Here is a 17247-nt window from a genome sequence, read left to right on the forward strand (position 1 = left end):
GATGCTGACCTTTTTTATCCGTCGTCCGCGATTTGCCATGGTGATCGCGCTGCTGCTGACCTTTGTCGGCGCGGTGTCGCTGAAGCTGATCCCGGTGGAGCAGTACCCGGCGATCACCCCGCCGGTGGTGAACGTCAGCGCCAGCTGGCCGGGCGCCAGCGCGTCAGATGTGGCGGAAGCCATCGCCGCCCCGCTGGAGACCCAGCTCAACGGCGTCGATCATATGCTGTATATGGAGTCCACCAGCTCGGATGAGGGAACGTACCGCCTGAGCATTACCTTCGCGGCGGGCACCGATGCCGACCTGGCGGCGATCGACGTGCAAAACCGGGTGGCGCAGGCGCTGGCGCAGCTCCCGGCGGAGGTGCAGCAGAATGGCGTCCAGGTCCGCAAGCGCGCCAGCAACCTGCTGATGGGGGTGAGCCTCTACTCGCCGCTGGGCACGCTGTCGCCGCTGTTTGTCAGTAACTACGCCAGCACCCAGGTGCGCGAGGCGCTGGCCCGCCTGCCCGGCGTCGGCGAGGTGCAGATGTTTGGCGCCCGGGATTACAGTATGCGCATCTGGCTGCGTCCGGACCGCATGAATGCGCTCAACATCACCACGGATGACGTTGCCCAGGCGCTGCGCGAGCAGAATGTGCAGGGCGCGGCGGGGCAGGTGGGCACCCCGCCAGTATTCAACGGCCAGCAGCAGACGCTGACCATCAACGGGCTGGGGCGTCTGAACGAGGCGGCCAGCTTTGGCGAGATTATCCTCCGCCGCGGCGCGCAGGGGCAGCTGGTTCGCCTCGCCGACGTGGCGACCATTGAGCTGGGCGCCCGCAGCTACAGCTCCGGCGCGCAGCTGAACGGTAAAGCGTCGGCCTATCTGGGGATCTACCCGACGCCCACCGCCAATGCCCTGCAGGTCGCCAGCGCAGTGCGTGCGGAGCTTAACCGCCTGCACACTCGCTTTCCGGCGGATCTCACCTGGGAGGTGAAGTTCGATACCACCCGCTTTGTGGCGGCGACGATCAAAGAGATCGGCGTCTCGCTGGCGCTGACCCTGCTGGCAGTGGTCGTGGTGGTGTCGCTGTTCCTGCAGAGCTGGCGAGCGACGCTGATCGTAGTGCTGGCGATCCCGGTGTCACTGATCGGCACCTTTGCGGTGCTCTATCTGCTGGGCTACAGCGCCAACACCCTCAGCCTGTTCGCGATCATTCTCGCCCTGACGATGGTGGTGGATGACGCCATTGTGGTGGTAGAGAATGTCGAAACCAAAATGGCGGAAGGGCTGGATCGCCTGCAGGCCACCGCCCAGGCGCTGCAGCAGATCGCCGGGCCGGTGATCGCCACGACCCTGGTGCTGCTGGCGGTATTTGTGCCGGTGGCGCTGCTCCCGGGGATCGTCGGCGAGCTGTACCGGCAGTTTGCCGTGACGCTCTCCACCGCGGTGGCCCTGTCGAGCCTGGTGGCGCTAACCCTGACACCGGCCCTCTGCGCACTGCTGCTGCGCCCGCGTCCCGCCCGGCCAGCGGCGGTGTGGCGGGTGTTTAACCGTCTTCTCGACGGCACCCGCGACGGCTATGGCCGGCTGGTGGGCTGGATGAACCGCCGTCCCTGGCTGGCGCTGGCGGCGACGGTGGCGGCAGGCGCGCTGGTGGCGTTCAGCTTCACCTCGATGCCGAAAGGCTTCCTGCCGCAGGAAGATCAGGGTTACCTGTTTGCCAGCGTGCAACTGCCGGAGGCGGCGTCGCTGGAGCGTACCGAAGCGGTGATGGCCCAGGCGCGCAAGCTGCTGATGGCTAACCCGGCGGTGGAGGATGTGATTCAGGTGTCCGGCTTCAACATTCTCAACGGCACCAGCGCCTCTAATGGCGGGTTTATCTCGGTGATGCTCAAAGACTGGCACCAGCGGCCGCCGCTGGATGCGGTGATGGCAGATATTCAGCGCCAGCTGCTGTCGCTACCCGAGGCGACGATCATGACCTTCGCGCCGCCGACCCTGCCGGGCCTGGGCAATGCCTCGGGGTTTGATCTGCGCATCCTGGCGCAGGCCGGTCAGTCGTCGGCGGAGCTGGAGCAGGTGACGCGGCAGATCCTCCAGCTGGCGAACCAGCATCCTCAACTGAGCCGGGTGTTTACCACCTGGAGCAGCAACGTGCCGCAGCTGACCCTGACGGTCGACCGCGACCGGGCGGCGCTGCTGGATGTGCCGGTGGCGCAAATTTTCAGCAGCCTGCAGACGGCGTTCGGCGGCACGCGCGCCGGCGATTTCAGCCGTAACAATCGTGTCTATCATGTGGTGATGCAAAATGAGATGCAGTGGCGCGAGCGGGCAGAGCAGATTAGCGAGCTGTACGTCCGCAGCCGCGACGGCGAGCGGGTGCGGCTGAGCAATCTGGTCACCATTACGCCGACGGTGGGGGCGCCGTTTATTCAGCAGTACAATCAGTTCCCGTCCGTTTCAGTGAGCGGTTCAGCGGCCGAGGGGGTCAGCAGCCGCACGGCGATGGCGGCCATGGAGCAGATTTTGCAGGCCCATCTGCCGCCGGGATATGACTATGCCTGGAGCGGGATCTCCTGGCAGGAGCAGCAGACCGGCAATCAGGCGGTGTGGATCGTGCTGGCGGCGGTAGCGATGGCGTGGCTGTTCCTGGTGGCGCAGTATGAGAGCTGGACGCTGCCGGCGAGCGTCATGCTCTCGGTGCTGTTCGCCATCGGCGGAGCGCTGCTCTGGCTGTGGACCGCGGGCTATGCCAACGATGTGTATGTTCAGATAGGGCTGGTGCTGCTGATTGCCCTGGCGGCGAAGAATGCGATTCTGATTGTTGAATTCGCCCGCAGCCGGCGCGAGGAGGGGCTGTCGATAGTTGACGCCGCGCGCGAGGGGGCCACCCGCCGCTTCCGCGCGGTGATGATGACCGCGGTGTCGTTTATTATCGGCATCATGCCGATGATGCTCGCCACCGGCGCCGGGGCGCAGAGCCGGCGGATCATCGGCACCACGGTATTCAGCGGTATGCTGGTGGCGACGATGATTGGCATCCTGTTTATCCCGTCGCTGTATGTGCTGTTTCAGCGTATGCGTGAGTGGGCGCATCGGCGGGGGTAAGCGTTGCGCCACAGCGTCTGCCTGTCGATCCCCTCTCCCTGTGGGAGAGGGTTAGGGTGAGGGGGATTTTCCGTTCACGTCGCGTTTGGCCTTATCTGCCGGAGCAACAGCGTCTGCCGGGCGGTCCCTTCTCCCTGTGGGAGAGGGTTAGGGTGAGGGGGAATTTTCCGTTCACGTTGCGTTTGGCCTTATCTGCCGGAGCAACAGCGTCTGCCGGGCGCTCCCCTCTCCCTGTGGGAGAGGGTTAGGGTGAGGGTGGGTTTTGCGTTCACGTTGCGTTTGGCCTTATCTGCCGGAGCAACAGCGTCTGCCGGGCGGTCCTCTCTCCCTGTGGGAGAGGGTTAGGGTGAGGGGGAATTTTCCGTTCACGTTGCGTTTGGCAGAAAAGGGTAGTCCTTCGCTGGTGAACGGGTAAAGGGGGAGAAAACCGTCTCCCCCTTTACAATCCCCCCGGTCCCGCAGAGAAATCGGTGCTGCGCACTACGCTCACCTCCCGGTCGTCCGCCTGCGGTCGGCTCAACTCGACGTCGTGTCTCGAATCGCCTCTGGCCGCCCTCCGTGGCGGCCAGCCCTTGTCTGCCGACCTCCGGTTCGCCGATTTCAGCGGGAATCGGCCCCGCTGCACGCCCGTAGTTTTCAGAGGCCAAACCATAGCGATCAGAATATATCCGTTAAAAATTGTATGTGCCTTTCTCCGTGGCCCCGCTGTGTATACCGGAGCAACAGCGTCTGCCGGGCGGTCCCCTCTCCCTGTGGGAGAGGGTTAGGGTGAGGGGGAATTTTCCGTTCACGTTGCGTTTGGCAGAAAAGGGTAGTCCTTCGCTGGTGAACGGGTAAGGACGGCGGGCACGGCGCCGCTTTTGTGCCGGGCGCCCGCTACTTCCTCTCCACCGTTATCATGGTCACGAACGGATGATACTGCCACGGCACGCTGCCGCCTTTGCGGTACATCTTCGACAGCGTGCCGTCGAGATAGAGCATCTGCCGCACCCCAAGCTTTGACTGCGCATAGCAGGCAAAATCATAGAAGTTGGTCTCGCGATCGCTGAGCATAAACACCACCCGGCCCTGCTTATCGATACCCACCCCGTTACGCAGCTTGCGCGAACTGGCTGAGGGCTTCAGCCGCCAGTTGATGACGCCATTCTCAATCAGCATCGGGCCGGACTGCACCGCATAACGGATGGCGGGAGAGGGTTTGTACGCCGGCAGCGGCACGATTTTCGCCCGGTCGTTCGCCACCAGGAACACGCCGCCGGGGCGGATAAAGAAGTTCCCGCCGCCGGCGGAACGGTTTACCGGCGTCAGCCGTTTACCGTCTTCGATATACAGCCCCAGCGGCGCGTAGGCTTTATCGTAAATGCCGCCGTTCATCGCCATCTGCACCCGGCCGTCGCCATCGATACCCGCCAGCAGCGAACGCAGGGAACCCCACGCTTTGCCGTGCCGATCCTGCCAGTACATCGCAATGCGCTCTTTCTGCGCATCCACCCGATAGCTCTGCAGGGTCAGCTTCGGGTCGGTGAGGGTACAGGCGGCGCTGGCGACGGCGGCCAGGGGCAGCAGCGCCAGGGGGAGCAGGCAACGTAATAACATGGGCAGTCCTTTCTATGGTCTGCGCCGAGTATACCCGCCTCGCTGCCTTATGCCGCCCAAATCTCACAGTGTTTTTGCACCAGGCCGGAAAGCGAACCGCCGTTGGCGATAAAGTCGCGCATCTGCTGCGCTTCGCTGTGCGGCGATTTCGCCTGGCGGACCACCGCTTCCAGCGCCGCCGTCGCCTTCAACTGATGGGCGAAGGGAGCCAGCCGGTCGGCGAGCTGCAGGATCTCCTGGCGGATGCTGCGCTGCTCTCCGCTGCGCACGTCGGTGAGGGTCCCGTCCAGCCCATAGCGGCACGCCTGATAGCGGTTAAAGGGGTACAGCAGATAATCATCAGGCTGGTGCTTAAAAGGGCGCTCCGTCAACAGCCAGCAGGCCAGGGTCTGTATAAAGCCGGCGATATGGATCGCCTGGGCGAGGGTCAGGGGAGTGTCCATCACCCGCACCTCGACGGTACCAAACTGCGGGCTGGGGCGAATATCCCAGTGCAGATCCTTCATGCTGTCGATCATGCTGGTGTAGCTCAGCTGGCGGAACAGGCGACGAAACCCCTGCCAGTCTGCCACCCACGGCATCGGACCGTTGTCGGGATAGGAGGAGAAGCGGTTCAGGCGTGAACAGGCGAAGCGGCTGTCGGTACTGTCAAACCACGGCGAGGCGGCGTTAAGGGCGATGAAGTGCGGCACAAAGCGCGACAGGCCGTGCAGCAGATAGAGGGCGTCGTCGCCGCTCTGGCAGCCGACGTGCACATGCTGGCCAAAGACCGTGGCCTGCTGCGCCAGATAGCCAAAATGCTCGACGGTTTTGACATAGCGCGGATTGTCGCTGATTTGCTGACGCTGCCAGGCATGAAAGGGGTGCGAACCGCCGCCGCAGATCTGCAGATGATGGCGCAGCGCCGCGCGCTGAACCGCCTGCTGGATGGCGCTGAGCTGGGTTTGGGCATGGCTGATGTCGCGGCACACCCCGGTGGCGATCTCCAGCATGCTCTCGGTGATGTCATGTTTGGCTTCTCCCACGGTCAACTGATGCTGGACGTCGGCAATCAGCGTCGAGGCATCCTGGCTGAGGTCGTAACCCGGCGGGTTCACCACCTGCAGCTCCAGTTCGATACCGAGGGTAAAAGGATCGGAGCGGTGAAAATCGGCTAAAGGCATAGTCTCTCCCGGTCGATGTGTTCCCTGAAGTATAGAAGGGATTGATCCCGACGGAGAATACGCGGCGGCGGACGGGGGATGAATGAAAAGTGACGCAGCGTGATTATTTGAAATTTGCCATATAGCGGCTGGTGCAATTCTGCAACATATTTCCCGCTGGCGGTGCGGCGGAATAAGGTGCAATTATTTTCCCATAATTATCATGGTGATAATATAAGTCATTCTTATTTTATTGGTCGGTTTTGGCCTATTATCGCCCGCGTAAGAGCTGGTACGCATTTTGCCTGTTAATCCGTGACACTTTATTTAACAGGGATCATGTGATGCACAAAAAGACGTTATTTTCGCGTGCCGGTCGTCTCGCCGTGGCGGTGAGCGGCGCACTGGCCCTGGCGGGCGCCGCCTTACCTGCCAACGCCTCCACGCTGCGGATTGCCATGACCGCCGCGGATATTCCGTTAACCCTTGGCCAGCCGGATCAAGGCTATGAGGGCAACCGCTTTACCGGCATCCCGCTGTACGACGCGCTGGTGGAGTGGGATCTGTCGCAAGGTGAAAAGCCCAGCGGTCTGGTGCCGGGGCTGGCGACCGAGTGGCACATCGATCCGCAGAACACCAGCCGCTGGATTTTCACCTTGCGTCCGGGCGTCAGGTTCCATGACGGGACGGAGGTGAACGCCGACGCCATCGTCTGGAACGTGGATAAGGTGCTGAATAAAGCGGCGCCGCAGTACGCCCCGGGGCAGATCGGCAACACCCTGTCGCGCATGCCGACCCTCACCGGCGCAGAGAAAATTGACGACCACACTGTGGCGCTGACCACCTCGGAACCAGACGCGCTGCTGCCGTACAACATCACCAACCTGTTTATCGTCTCGCCGACGGCGTGGCAGAAACAGTATGACGCGGTGCCGGCCAGCGCGGGAGATAGCGCCGCGCGCAGCAAACAGGCGTGGACCGCCTTCGCCGCCCACGCGGTGGGTAGCGGCCCGTTCAAACTGGAGAAGCTGGTGCCGCGTCAGCAGCTGATCCTCGATAAAAACCCCGACTACTGGAACAAAGATCGCATTCCCCGGGTGGATAAAGTGGTGCTGATCCCCTTGCCGGAGGCCAACGCCCGTACCGCGGCGCTGCTGTCGAAGCAGGTGGACTGGATTGAAGCCCCGGCGCCGGACGCCATCGATCAGATCAAGTCTCAGGGTTTTCACCTCTACGCCAATACCCAGCCGCACCTGTGGCCCTGGCAGTTCTCCTTTGAAAAAGGATCGCCGTGGCAGGACATCCGCGTGCGCAAAGCGGCCAACCTGTGTCTGAACCGTGCCGAGCTGAAGAGCTACCTCGGCGGCTACATGACCGAGGCCACCGGGGTCTACGAGGCTGACAGCCCGTGGCATGGCAAACCCACCTTCCAGATCAAATATGACCCGGACACCGCCCGCCAGCTAATGACCGAGGCCGGATACAGCGCCAGCAAACCGCTGCACGTCACGGTGGCCACCTCGGCCTCCGGCTCCGGGCAGATGCAGCCCTTGCCGATGAACGAGTATATCCAGCAGAGCCTGAAGAGCTGCTTCTTCAATGTGGATATCAAAGTGGTGGAATGGAACACCCTGTTTACCAACTGGCGCCTGGGTGCCCGGGACCCCTCGGCGAAAGGGATCGATGCGATCAACGTCAGCGCCGCGGTTAACGATCCGTACTTTGGCCTGATCCGCTTCTCGACCGCCAAAGCGTTTCCGCCGGTGGCGACCAACTGGGGTTACTTCTCCACTCCGGAGACGGAGAAGCTGGCCGCCGCCGTCAAGCACGCCTTTACCCCGGCGGAGATGAACCAAGCGGCCGGTGAGCTGCACGCCGCGCTGGTGGATCAGGTGCCATTCCTGTTTGTCGCCCACGACGTCGGGCCGCGTGCGATTTCCCCTGCGGTGACCGGGGTGGTGCAACCGCAGAGCTGGTTTATCGACCTCAGCCTGGTGAGCAAAAAAGAGTAATCGTGAAAGGGGCGACCGATGATCAATACGCTGCTATACCGCATTCTGCTGGCTATCCCCACCATGCTTGGGGTGGCGGTGATCTGTTTCATGCTGGTGCAGATCGCTCCGGGCGACCCGTTGGTGTCGGTGATGCCGCCGGACGCCTCGGAGGCGCTGCGTCAGACATTAATGCAGGCTTACGGCTTTGATAAGCCGCTGCCCCTGCAGTTTATCCACTGGCTGTGGCGGGCGCTGCATGGCGACCTTGGTATGTCGGTCGCCACCGGCCGCCCGGTGATAGACGAAGTGATGACCGCGGTGGCGTACTCCCTGCGCCTGGCGCTGCTGGCGACGGCGATCGGCTTCGTCCTCGGCAGCCTGTTCGGCTTTGTCGCCGGCTATTTTCGCAACAGCGTCATTGACCGTCTGGCCTCAGTGTTGTCGGTATTTGGCGTCAGCGTGCCGCACTACTGGCTGGGGATGCTGCTGGTGATCCTCTGCAGCGTTAAGTTCGCGCTGCTGCCGGCCACCGGCGGCGGGCCGATAGGCGAGGTGGGCTGGCAATGGGACTGGGCGCACCTGCAGTTCATGCTGCTGCCAGCCCTCACCTTGTCGGTGATCCCCACCGGGATTATCGCCCGCACCGTGCGCTCGCAGGTGGCCGATATCCTCAGCCAGGAGTTTATCGTTGGCCTGCGCGCTCGCGGGCTCAACGAGTCGCGCATCTTTGTCCACGTCATGAAAAATGCCGCGCCCACCGCGCTGGCGGTGATGGGGCTGCAGGTAGGCTATCTGATGGGCGGCTCGATCCTTGTGGAGACCGTTTTCTCCTGGCCGGGAACCGGATTGCTGCTCAATACCGCCATTTTTCAGCGCGACCTGCCCCTGCTGCAGGGCACCATCTGGGTGCTGGCGCTGTTTTTCGTGCTGCTCAACCTGCTGGTGGATATTCTGCAGACCACCCTCGACCCGCGTATTAAGAGGAGCTGACCATGGTGGATACAGCAACGACGAAAGCGGTCCCGGCCGCAGCGGCCCACGCTTCCCGGCAAGGTTACTGGCGCGGCGTGCTGCGCCGCTTACTGCGCGACCCCGGCGGGGTGGTGGTGGGCGTGGTGATCCTCCTGCTGCTGGCCCTGGCGCTGTTCGGTCCGTGGCTTATCGTCAAAGATCCTTATCAAACGTCGATGTTCCTGCGCCTGAAACCCATCGGCAGCGACGGCTTCCCGTTGGGCTCGGATGAGCTGGGACGCGACATGCTGTCGCGGTTGATCCTTGGCACCCGGCTGTCGTTGTTTATGGGAATTGTCCCGGTGGTGTTCGCCTTTTTTATCGGCGGGGCCATCGGGATTATCGCCGGCTATACGGGCGGCAAAACCAATACCGTGATTATGCGCACCGTGGATGTGTTCTATGCCTTTCCCTCCGTCCTGCTGGCGATTGCGCTGTCGGGAGCGCTGGGGGCGGGCATCGGCAATGCGCTGTTGTCGCTGACCCTCGTGTTTGTCCCGCAGGTGGCGCGGATTGCCGAGAGCGTGACCGCCCAGGTGCGACATATGGACTATATTGACGCCGCCCGGGCCACTGGCGCCAGCGCGTTGACCATTATCCGCGTCCAGGTGTTGGGCAACGTGCTCGGGCCGATCTTCGTCTTCTCCACCGGGCTGATTTCGGTGTGCATGATCCTCGCCTCCGGCCTGTCGTTTCTCGGCCTCGGCGTGCGGCCGCCGGAGCCCGAGTGGGGGCTGATGCTCAATACGCTGCGCACGGCAATCTATACCCAGCCGTGGGTGGCCGCCCTGCCGGGCCTGATGATTTTTATCACCTCCATTTCGTTCAATATCCTCGCGGACCGCCTGCGTGCGGCAATGGCGATTAAGGAGTAAGCGATGCAACCCTTTATCAATATCGACCTTGGCGGGCCGGCGCAGCCGCTGCTGAAGGTCAATCACCTGCTGAAGTACTTTCGCGGCGGCAAAGGCCGGGAGGTGGTGCAGGCGGTGGACGATATCAGCTTCACGGTGATGAAAGGCGAAACCCTGGGGGTGGTCGGCGAGTCGGGCTGCGGCAAATCGACCACCGCCCGGCTGCTGATGCAGTTGCTCACCCAGGACAGCGGCGAACTGATCTTCGACGGACAGGGGGTCGGCTCGTCGCGTCTGCCGCTGAAAGCCTACCGTCGCCAGGTGCAGATGGTCTTTCAGGATAGCTATGCTTCGCTCAATCCGCGCCTGACCATGGAGGAGAGCATCGCCTTCGGCCAGCGTGTCCATGGCGTCAGCGCCAGAGAGGCCAGCGAATATGCCCGCTATCTGCTGGCGCACGTTGGCCTTGAGCCGGCGCGCTTTGCCGACCGCTACCCGCATGCGCTTTCCGGCGGCCAGCGGCAGCGGGTGAATATCGCCCGCGCGCTGGCGATGAAGCCGCGGCTGGTGATCCTCGATGAGGCAGTGTCGGCGCTGGATAAATCGGTGGAAGCCCAGGTGCTGCAGCTGCTGCAGGAGCTGAAACGCACCCTCGAGCTGACCTACGTGTTCATCAGCCACGATCTGCACGTGGTTCGCTGGCTGTCGGATCGGATCCTCGTCATGTACCTTGGCGAAGTGGTGGAGATTGGCCCGGCGGAGCAGCTGTTTACCGCCTCCGCCCACCCCTATACCCGGGCGCTGTTAAGCTCGATGCCCTCCATGGACCCGGAAAACCGCACCCTGACCTCGCCGCTGAGCGGCGATCCCCCCAGCCCCATCGCGCCGCCGAGCGGCTGCCGCTTTCACACCCGCTGCCCGCATGCGAAGGCGGTCTGCGCCGAGGTGAAACCGCGGCTGGAGGCGGTCGGGGAGGGGCACCAGAGCGCCTGCCTGATGGCGCAGCCGGCCTCGCCCTGGCATCAAAGCATCCCCCTTAAGGAGGTCAGCCATGTCGGATAACGCCTTTGTCCATGTGCACGACCTGCGGGTCGTCTTTCGCCGCGACGGACAGACCATCAACGCGGTCAATGGAGTCTCCTTTGACGTACAAAAGGGGGAGGTGATGGCGCTGATTGGCGAGTCGGGTTCCGGCAAGAGCGTGACCCTGCGGGCGCTGATGCGCCTGCACCCGCCAGGGAGCAGTGAGCTCTCCGGCACCCTGCAGGTGGGGGACGACGAGGTGCTGACGATGAGCGCCAGCCAGCTGCGGCGCTATCGCGGTGGACGCTGCGCGATGATTTTTCAGGAGCCGCTGCTGGCCTTCGATCCGGTCTACACCGTCGGGCAGCAGATTATTGAAGGGCTGCGCCGCCACGAAGGGCTGTCGCGCCAGGCGGCCCGGGACAGGGCGCTGGAGGCCCTGCGCCAGGTGCGCATTCCCAGCCCTGAGCGGCGGCTGGATGCTTACCCGCACGAGATGTCCGGCGGGATGCGCCAGCGGGCGATGATCGCCCTTGCGCTCTCCTGTAACCCGCAGCTGCTGCTGGCGGATGAGCCAACCACCGCCCTCGACGCCACGGTGCAAATCCAGATCCTGATCCTGCTGCGCGAGCAGCAAAAGCAGCGCGGGCTGTCGATCGTGTTTGTGACCCACGATATCGGCGCCGCGGTGGAGATCGCCGACCGGGTGGCGGTGATGTACGCCGGGCGGATCGTCGAGGAAGCGTCGATGAGCGAGATCCTGCGCCACCCGCGCCATCCTTATACCCAGGTGCTGCTGGGCAGTCGGCCGAAAGAGGGGCTTAAGAAAGGTGATGCCCTGCACTGCATTCCCGGCGCGCCGCCGGATCTGGCGCGCTTGCCGCCCGGCTGCGCTTTTGCCGAGCGCTGCCCGCACCGTCGCCCGGTCTGTGAACAGAGTCTGCCGCCGACGGAATCCGTCGCGGAGCGCCACGCGGTGAGTTGCCACCGCTGGCGCGAGCTGGCGATTGACGCTAACGCCCAGGCCCTGGCCGTCTGATCGGCGGCAAAAAACCATACAGGATGAAGACCAGGCGTTGATAGCGCATTCCCACCGCCGGTTACGCTGGCGGCGACCTTGATGTCAGGAGACTACCATGAGCAGTGATGTACTTTTTACCCCCGCGACCGACACCACCGGCTGGCGCATCAATGGCGACCGCCTGTGGGCGTCGTTAATGGATCTCGCGCAGATCGGCGCCACGCCGAAGGGCGGCTGCCGCCGTCTGACCCTCACCGACCTCGACCGCCAGGGGCGGGACAAGGTAATAGGCTGGGCGCGGGAGGCCGGGATGAGCGTCACCATCGATAAAATCGGCAATGTGTTTATGCGCCGGGAAGGCCGCAACCCCGGCCTGCCGCCCATCGTCTCCGGCAGCCATATTGACACTCAGCCCACCGGCGGCAAATTTGATGGCAACTACGGCGTGCTGGCGGCGCTGGAGGTGGTGCGCACGCTCAACGATCTGCAGATTGACACCGACGCGCCGATTGAGGTGGTGTTCTGGACCAACGAAGAGGGGTCGCGCTTTGTGCCGGTGATGATGGGCTCCGGGGTCTTTGCCGGCGTCTTCCCGCTGGAAGAGACCTGGGCCGTCACGGATAAAGAGGGTGTCAGCGTCGGCGAGGCGCTGGCGCAGATCGGCTATATCGGCGAGCAGACCCCGGGGGAGCATCCCATCGGCGCCTATTTTGAGGCGCACATTGAGCAGGGGCCGATTCTCGAAGATGAAGCGAAAACCATCGGTATCGTGCAGGGCGTGCTGGGGATCCGCTGGTACGACTGCGTGGTCACCGGCCAGGCCTCGCACGCCGGACCCACGCCGATGCGCCTGCGTCAGGATGCCCTGCAGGTGGCGACCCGCATTATGCAGGAAGTGGTGGCCATTGCCGGGCGCAGCGAAGAGGGACGCGGCACCGTCGGCAGCGTGCAGGTGTGGCCCAACAGCCGCAACGTGGTGCCAGGGGAGGTCACCTTCTCCATTGATATGCGCAATCTCAGCGATGCGCTGGTGGACGAGATGGATCGCCAGCTGCGGGCGTTTATCGCGGAGGTTGAGCGGGAGAGCGGTCTGCAGGTGGCCCTGAAGCAGGTAAGCCACTATCCGGCGGCGCCGTTCGATGCTGAATGCCAGCAGGCCATTGCCGATGCCGCGCAGCGGCTGGGCTATCCGGCGCGGCCGATCGTCTCCGGCGCCGGGCATGACGCAGTGTATATGAGCTACCTGGCGCCCACCGGGATGATTTTTATCCCCTGCAAGGACGGGATCAGCCATAACGAAATTGAGTATGCCTCGCCGGAGCACGTCGCCGCCGGGGCCAACGTGCTGCTGCAGGTGATGCTTCAGTACGCGCGGCCGGTGTAGACGGTCGTCCTCCCCGGCGGCGCGTCCTCCAGCCGTTTATCATGCTGTCACCCGGGTAAGGCGGTTACACCGCCGCGACCCGGGACGGCGGATGACGGGGCGGTCAATCACGGCTCCCGCTCCCTGCGCTAACCCGCTGGCGGCCAAATTTGCGCGAGCCCACCACGCACAGCACCACGCCCAGCGTAACCGCCAGCATCAAGGGGCTGACGGTTTCGTGCAACAGCGCCGCCGACAGGCCAAGCCCGAAGAACGGCTGCAATAGCTGGAGCTGGCCGACGGCGGCGATCCCGCCCGCGGCCAGCCCTTTGTACCAGAAGATGAAACCGATCAGCATGCTGAACAGCGACACATAGCCGAGCGCCGCCCAGGAGGAGGCCGATATGGCATGCCAGGACGCGGGCTGAACCATCAGCGAGGCGGGGAGCATCAACGGCAGGGCTATCACCAGCGCCCAGCAGATCACCTGCCAGCCGCCGAGCTCCCGCGTCAGCTTTGCCCCTTCCGCATAGCCGAGGCCGCAGGCGATAACCGCCGCCAGCATCAGCAGATCGCCGCTGAGTGAGGCCGCCGCACTTTGCGTCAGGGCGAATCCCACCACCAGCAGGCTGCCCAGCAGCGAAAAGATCCAGAAAGCCCGCCGCGGGCGTTCGCCGCCGCGCAGTACGCCGAAGAGGGCGGTCATCAGCGGCAGCAGGCCAATAAACACAATCGAATGCGCCGAGGTGATGTGCTGCAGGGCCAGCGCCGTGAGCAGAGGAAAGCCGATCACCACCCCTGATGAGACGATGATCAAGGGCACAAGCTGCGCCAGGCGCGGGCGTTTCTGGCGAAAGCCGACCAGCAGCGCGACGGCAAGCAGCCCGGCGATGGAGGCGCGCAGAAAGGTCAATAAGAACGGATCCATATCCTGCACCGCCAGTCGCGTCGCGGGCAGCGACCCGCTAAAAATAATCACCCCCAGTAAACCATGAAGCCATCCGGACCAGGGACCGGGCACCGATTTATCCATTGTTGAATCTACCACGTTAACCTCGCGTTATCAGATGTGCTGTGCCCGCTTGAGCATCGTCTGCGGCGATGGTAATGTGCCTAATCTAATACAATCAAATTATTGTCATAGATACATTTCACGATGAAAGCCCGATATAAAGCCGTTGTCGACCGATATGCCCAGGCGATCCGCAGCGGGCAGCTGCCCGCAGGCAGCCGTCTGCCGACGCACCGTACCCTTGCCGCCGGAGAACGCCTCTCGCTGGCCACCGCCACGCGCGTCTACCGTGAACTGGAAGAGATGGGGTTGGTCAGCGGCGAAACCGGCCGCGGCACCTTCGTGCGCGACCTCTCGCTGCCGCCGGGGCACGGGGTCGATCAGCAGGTGGTGGCCGCCGATGTCGTGGATCTCAATTTCAACTACCCTTCGCTGCCGGAGCAGGGCGATGCGCTGCGCGAGGCGCTCAGGCAGCTGGCGATGGCGGGCGATATTGACTCGCATCTGCGCTATCAGCCTCATGCCGGGCGGCTCGCCGAGCGGGAAATTATCGCCCGCCATTTGACCTGCCAGCACTTTGCCCCGGACGCGGAAAATGTCCTGATCGTCAACGGCGCACAGCACGGGCTGGCGGTGACCGTGATGGGGCTGTTACGTCCGGGGGATGTGGTGGCGGTGGATGCGCTGACCTATTCGGGCTTCAAGGTTCTGGCGGCGCTGTATCATCTGGAGCTGGCGGCGATCCCCTGTCGACCGGAGGGGCCGGACCTGCAGGCGCTTCATACGCTGTGCCAGCAGCGGCGGGTGCGGGCGGTGTATACCATGCCGACGCTGCACAATCCGCTGGGCTGGGTGCTCAACACCGGGCAGCGGCAGGCGCTGGCCGATCTTGCGCGCCAGCACGATCTGCTGATTATTGAAGATGCCGCCTACGCCCGGCTGGTGAGCCGTCCGCCGCCGCCGGTGATCAGCTATGCGCCGGAAAGAACGGTGTATGTCACCGGTTTTTCAAAAAATATCGCCACCGGGCTGCGCGTGGGGGTGGTGATTTCTCCGCCGCGCTACCGGCCGGAGATTGAGCGCGCCATCCGCGCCACGACGTGGAATACGCCGACGCTGATAAGTTCGCTGATCTGCGCCTGGATTGAAGATGGCACGGTGGCACGCTTTGAAATGCAGAAACGACAGGATGCGCGACAGCGGCAGCAGGTGGCCCGCGAGGTGCTTTGTGGGCTTCCCGTCGTCAGTCATCCCGATTCGTACTTTGTCTGGCTGCCTCTGGGTGAAGAGAGCCGGGCCGATCGACTGGCGAATGCGCTGATGGAACGCCGTATTTCGGTGTCGACCGCCGAGCCGTTCTGCGTCTCCGCCACGATCCCGCAGGCGCTGCGCATTGCGCTCGGATCGGTGCCTTTCGACAGTCTGCGCCCGGCGCTGCTCAGCGTGCGCGACGCCGTTGAGTATGAACAATACCGCTAACCCATCTGCTCCAGCTGGCCGCGCAGGACCTCCACCCCCTGGGCGATGGCGTCAGGGTTAATGGCGTGGAATCCCATGCGAAAATAGTTATCCGGCGGCGCGGCGCTGAGAAAATGGCGCGCCCCGGGCTCAATCAGCACGCCGGCGTGGGCGGCGCGCCAGGTGAGCTGCTGGGTGTTGATCTGCGCCGGGGTCTGCAGCCAGAACGCGTTAGCATGTTCGCTCCCCGCCAGCGCGCGACACGACGGCAGATAGCGCTGCAGGGCGGCGTGCAGGCGCTCCCAGCGCTGGGCGGAGTCGTAGTGGTAGCGCCGCAGATGGGTTTCATAATGGCCCTGGGCAAGGAAGTGGGCCATCTGGTACTGAATGTTGGTCGGCGGATGGCGATAGACCAGCCGGCGCAGGGCGCGCGCCTCGTCGATCAGGTCCGGGTCGGCGACCATAAACCCCAACCGCAGCCCCGGTGACAGCGCTTTTGACAGGCTGCTGACATACACCACCCGGCCGCTGCGATCGCTGGCCTTCAGCGCCGGCAGCGGGTTGAGGGTAAAGTTACTCTCCGAGTCATAATCATCTTCAATAATGACCGCGTCATGGCGGGCGGCATGCTCCAGCAGCTGGCGACGCCGCGCACTGCTCATGGTCACCCCGGTGGGCACCTGATGGCCGGGGGTGACATAGTAGTAATCGCAGGGACGCTCATTAAGCACGATCCCCTCTTCATCCACCGGGTGCGGCACCACCTCGGCGTCGGCGAGCAGAAAGGTGTTGATGGCTTCGCGAAAGCAGGGGTTTTCGACGCCAATGCGGGTGGTGGAAGAGAGCAGCAGTCGGGTCAGCAGGTAGAGCGCATTTTGCGAGCCAAGGGTGATGAGAATTTCATCCGGCGCGGCGACAATGCCGCGCTTGGGCAGCACCCGGGTGCGGATCTGCTCGATCAGCATCGGCACATCCTGGTCAATATGGTCGATGACCCACGCCGGGTCGCGCACCCCGCCGTGCAGCCAGTTCGCCGCCGAGCGCCAGGTGGCCAGCGGGAACTGCCGGGTATCGGGCTGGCCGTAGATAAACGGGTAGCGGTAGTGCATCCAGCCCGCCGGTTTGAGGATCGACTCCTGCTGGCTGGGGGTCATCTGCAGCCGGTCGCCCCAGCGTGGTGCAGCGGCTTCGCGCTGCGGTGCACTCTCGACGGCGGCAGGCGAAGCTTCATGATAGTCGGGATGCAGGTAGTAACCGCTTCGTGGGCGGCTAATCAGGTAGCCCTCGTTGACCAGACTTTCAAACACCAGCGCGGTGGTGTTGCGCGAGACGCGAAGCTGGCTGGCCAGCTGGCGACAGGAGGGCAGCGGGGTGTCGGCGGCGAAGATCCCGCTGAGAATGGCATTCACCAGCGTCTCTCGCACCTGTTCCTGCAAACCGCGGCCAGGCTGAAAATCAACGTGTAACAGGTGACGGATCATACGGGGCTCCTCTGGCAATAACGCATTGCGACCACCCGTTACACTCAGCAAATTCCATACCACCCTGCCGCCATCTGACACAGCGATGCGGCCCATCTGGCTCTATACGGAATTGAAAAACGCTCCCACATTAAAAACGTATTCAGCCGCCGTGGACCGGAACGTCCCCGGCCACTATTTTGCAGAAACCTTTTCGCG

The 17247-nt window shown here is 63.6% G+C and carries 12 protein-coding genes; 8 read left to right on the forward strand and 4 right to left on the reverse strand.

Annotation, left to right across the window (positions count from 1 at the left end; genetic code table 11):
* The first annotated feature begins 1 nt into the window (after position 1).
* Positions 2-3094: an efflux RND transporter permease subunit gene (locus tag SPE70_RS06340; RefSeq protein WP_049162204.1), complete on the forward strand. Its 3093-nt coding sequence runs from the start codon at positions 2-4 to the stop codon at positions 3092-3094.
* Between the two features lie 876 nt (positions 3095-3970).
* On the opposite strand, the gene SPE70_RS06345 is transcribed toward SPE70_RS06340, so the two are convergent.
* Positions 3971-4690 carry a phosphodiester glycosidase family protein gene (locus SPE70_RS06345; protein ID WP_016160442.1) on the reverse strand — a complete coding sequence of 240 codons (720 nt, stop codon included), beginning with the start codon at positions 4688-4690 and terminating at the stop codon, positions 3971-3973.
* A 47-nt stretch (positions 4691-4737) separates the two neighbouring features.
* Entirely contained in the window at positions 4738-5853 is a 1116-nt protein-coding gene (locus SPE70_RS06350; protein ID WP_008805544.1) for a YbdK family carboxylate-amine ligase, read from the reverse strand.
* Between the two features lie 323 nt (positions 5854-6176).
* Here SPE70_RS06350 and SPE70_RS06355 point away from each other — a divergent pair, with 323 nt between their 5' ends.
* The 6 genes from SPE70_RS06355 (at position 6177) to SPE70_RS06380 (ending at position 13119) form a co-directional block, all read left to right on the forward strand.
* Entirely contained in the window at positions 6177-7844 is a 1668-nt protein-coding gene (locus tag SPE70_RS06355) for an ABC transporter substrate-binding protein (protein WP_023297185.1), read from the forward strand.
* Positions 7845-7862: 18 nt separating this feature from the next.
* Positions 7863-8816 (forward strand): ABC transporter permease, encoded by a 954-nt coding sequence (locus SPE70_RS06360; RefSeq protein WP_004178910.1) that lies wholly within the window; start codon positions 7863-7865, stop codon positions 8814-8816.
* Between the two features lie 2 nt (positions 8817-8818).
* Positions 8819-9712 (forward strand): ABC transporter permease, encoded by an 894-nt coding sequence (locus SPE70_RS06365; RefSeq protein WP_008805546.1) that lies wholly within the window; start codon positions 8819-8821, stop codon positions 9710-9712.
* Between the two features lie 3 nt (positions 9713-9715).
* The gene (locus tag SPE70_RS06370; RefSeq protein WP_004223507.1) at positions 9716-10753 is read left to right on the forward strand and encodes an ABC transporter ATP-binding protein; all 1038 of its coding nucleotides are present in this window, start codon (positions 9716-9718) and stop codon (positions 10751-10753) included.
* Positions 10743-11753, forward strand: coding sequence for an ABC transporter ATP-binding protein (locus tag SPE70_RS06375; RefSeq protein ID WP_064170484.1), 1011 nt, complete (start codon positions 10743-10745; stop codon positions 11751-11753). Before SPE70_RS06370 ends, SPE70_RS06375 begins: the two co-directional genes overlap by 11 nt.
* Before the next feature lie 97 nt (positions 11754-11850).
* A complete protein-coding gene (locus tag SPE70_RS06380; RefSeq protein WP_012542516.1) occupies positions 11851-13119 on the forward strand; it encodes a Zn-dependent hydrolase in 1269 nt (422 codons plus the stop codon).
* 103 nt (positions 13120-13222) lie between these two features.
* Here the strand turns inward: SPE70_RS06380 and SPE70_RS06385 are convergent, their stop codons facing one another.
* Entirely contained in the window at positions 13223-14131 is a 909-nt protein-coding gene (locus SPE70_RS06385; protein WP_032691344.1) for a DMT family transporter, read from the reverse strand.
* Between the two features lie 123 nt (positions 14132-14254).
* Here SPE70_RS06385 and SPE70_RS06390 point away from each other — a divergent pair, with 123 nt between their 5' ends.
* Positions 14255-15589: an aminotransferase-like domain-containing protein gene (locus SPE70_RS06390; RefSeq protein WP_064170483.1), complete on the forward strand. Its 1335-nt coding sequence runs from the start codon at positions 14255-14257 to the stop codon at positions 15587-15589.
* Here the strand turns inward: SPE70_RS06390 and SPE70_RS06395 are convergent.
* A complete protein-coding gene (locus SPE70_RS06395) occupies positions 15586-17049 on the reverse strand; it encodes a MocR-like pyridoxine biosynthesis transcription factor PdxR (protein ID WP_004176948.1) in 1464 nt (487 codons plus the stop codon). The two genes, SPE70_RS06390 and SPE70_RS06395, sit on opposite strands and share 4 nt — an antisense overlap.
* Between the last annotated feature and the right edge of the window lie 198 nt (positions 17050-17247).

This window comes from Klebsiella sp. ZJOU C1, from assembly GCF_035620215.1.
GTDB classification, from domain to species: domain Bacteria; phylum Pseudomonadota; class Gammaproteobacteria; order Enterobacterales; family Enterobacteriaceae; genus Klebsiella; species Klebsiella variicola.